The organism is Neglectibacter sp. X4, assembly GCF_009917365.1.
Classification (GTDB): domain Bacteria; phylum Bacillota; class Clostridia; order Oscillospirales; family Acutalibacteraceae; genus Acutalibacter.
The window spans coordinates 1-2128 of the sequence record NZ_QWLE01000137.1; the positions used below are offsets into that span (position 1 = coordinate 1).

Annotated in this window: 1 protein-coding gene and 1 pseudogene; both read left to right on the forward strand. The window is 59.7% G+C overall.

All coding sequences use genetic code 11. From position 1 onward, the window contains the following. The first annotated feature begins 377 nt into the window (after positions 1 to 377). Positions 378 to 1322 carry an LPXTG cell wall anchor domain-containing protein gene (locus tag D1841_RS17070; protein ID WP_160644872.1) on the forward strand — a complete coding sequence of 315 codons (945 nt, stop codon included), beginning with the start codon at positions 378 to 380 and terminating at the stop codon, positions 1320 to 1322. A 279-nt stretch (positions 1323 to 1601) separates the two neighbouring features. Continuing rightward, positions 1602 to 2003 (forward strand): annotated as a pseudogene (locus tag D1841_RS20010) (sortase); the annotation flags it as partial. Positions 2004 to 2128: the final 125 nt, after the last annotated feature.

Consider the following 2128-nt stretch of genomic DNA (forward strand, 5'->3'; position numbering starts at 1 on the left):
CTTTTCCTCTCCTGTCTTTTTTTGATGCTTCCATTCTATCACAATTCCTCTACCTTGTGTAGACACTATCTAATGCAGTTCGGCCAAATAATGTGCAGCCGTTTCAATTATCCGACTGTATCAAAATCGACTTGGTAAGAAACCAAGTCATTGAGAACATGAGGTCATATCTGCAAAGGAACTTAAAGGACAAGTATTCTGATGAATTTCTCTCAATGATGAGTGTCACAAAGATGGAGTGCAATTTAACAATTAAATGTCTTGGCGATTGTAAGCCAAAAGATGTGATTAGATTATTTGAGAGGTCTTTTGCAAAGGTGACAGTTTATAAGGAAACCGACCCAAATGGAAAAACGCACAAAAAGCCCGAACGTGGAATCACAACAACAACCATCACCCACGCGGCTCGGCTGCTGTGCGTCCTGGCCCTTGCCATGACCATGACCACCGCCGCCTTTGCCGCCGATCCGCCTGAACCCGCCCAGCCGTCCCCCTGCTACCCCACCGCCGTCACCCGGAGCGAGGACGGCGGCGAGATCAGGAAGATGTACGACCTGGGGCCGGAGGACGACCCCGCTGGCATCCCCCGTTCCGACTTCGAGCAGGAGGGCTACCACTACACCCTCATTGACCTGCTGAAACAGGAGCTTCCCGCCAACGAGAGCCGACAGCACACCGAAACCGTGTCCGTGCCCAGCCAGAGCAAGGACATGGGCGCTGTGCTGGCCCTCCTGCCGCAGACAAAGGAGTTCATCACCGAGGACGGCCTTGCCGGGACGCTGGCCCTGAAGCTGGATACAGTAAAGGTGGAGGTGGCCGGGTATGGCAGCTCCGCCAGGAGCGTCACCGCCACCCGCACCTACCCCGGCCTTGCCGACCAGGACACGCAGTATATCCCCAAGTCCATCACCGACAACGGCCACTCCCTGACCCTCCAGACCGTTAACTGGCAGACCGAGGGGGACGGCCACTTTACCGCCGTTGCCTCCTACTCCGGCTCCGCCACCAGCTCCTATGTGAAGGGCTACACCGTCACCGCCGACTATGCGGGCACCGTCAGCCGTATCAACCTGAACAAAATCCGCTATGTGGCGATCTTCGAGGGCACCGCCCTGGAACCCGCCCCTACCGAGGAACCCGGCGACCCCCCTGACCCCGGCCTGACCGACCCCGCCGACCCCACCGCTCCCGTTGACCCCGCCGACCCCACCGGCCAGGACACCCCCACCGGCGAGAAGAACAGCGTCCTGCCCGTGGTGGCCATCGTCGTGGTGGTGCTGCTGGGCGGCGGCGTGTTCTACTTCATCAAACGCAGGAGGTAATCTACCATGAAGAAACTGACCACGCTTTTTTCCGTTCTGTGCCTGACGCTGGCCCTGACCGTCCCCGCCAGCGCCCTTGAGTACAATATCGACGGCCCCGGCGACCCAGAGTACGGCAAGTCCACTTCCATCGAGCCGGTGGTCACGGCTGACCGGGGCGAGCTGCCCAATGTGGATGTGAGCAAGAACGCGGCCCTGATCCCGCCCACGTTCGGAAGCCCCACCGCCTACACCCTGAACACGGGCAACCCCCTGACCCCCAATCTGGCCCCCGGCTATATGCTGGGCGAGGGGGCCGTTATCAACGGCAATACCGTCGTGACCGTGGCCCCGCCCGACTTCAACACCATCCCCAGCGGCATCGTGTCCGGCAGCGGCACCAACACCGGGGGCACGGCTACACCCACCCCCTCCACCGGCTTCACAGAGATCACATCCGACCTCTACTACCAGGGCGGCTATCTGGCGACCCTGAAAATCCCCAGCCTGAATGTGAATGTCAAGGTGTACGAGGGCACAAGCAGCTCCGTCCTGGCGAAAGGGGCGGGCCACTTTGAGGACACCAGCATTTGGGACGGCAACTGCGCCATCGCCGGTCACAACCGTGGGGCCAACTGCTACTTTGGCGACATCCACACCCTGAATGTGGGCGACACCATCACCCTGACCACCCGGCTGGGCACCCGCACCTATTCTGTCACCAGCGTGAACAAGATCAGCGAAACCGACAACGCCGTACTGCCGGATGCTGTCCGCTGTTTCCATCATGGCATCATCATCTTTGACCTTGAAAGGGTGGCCCTTGA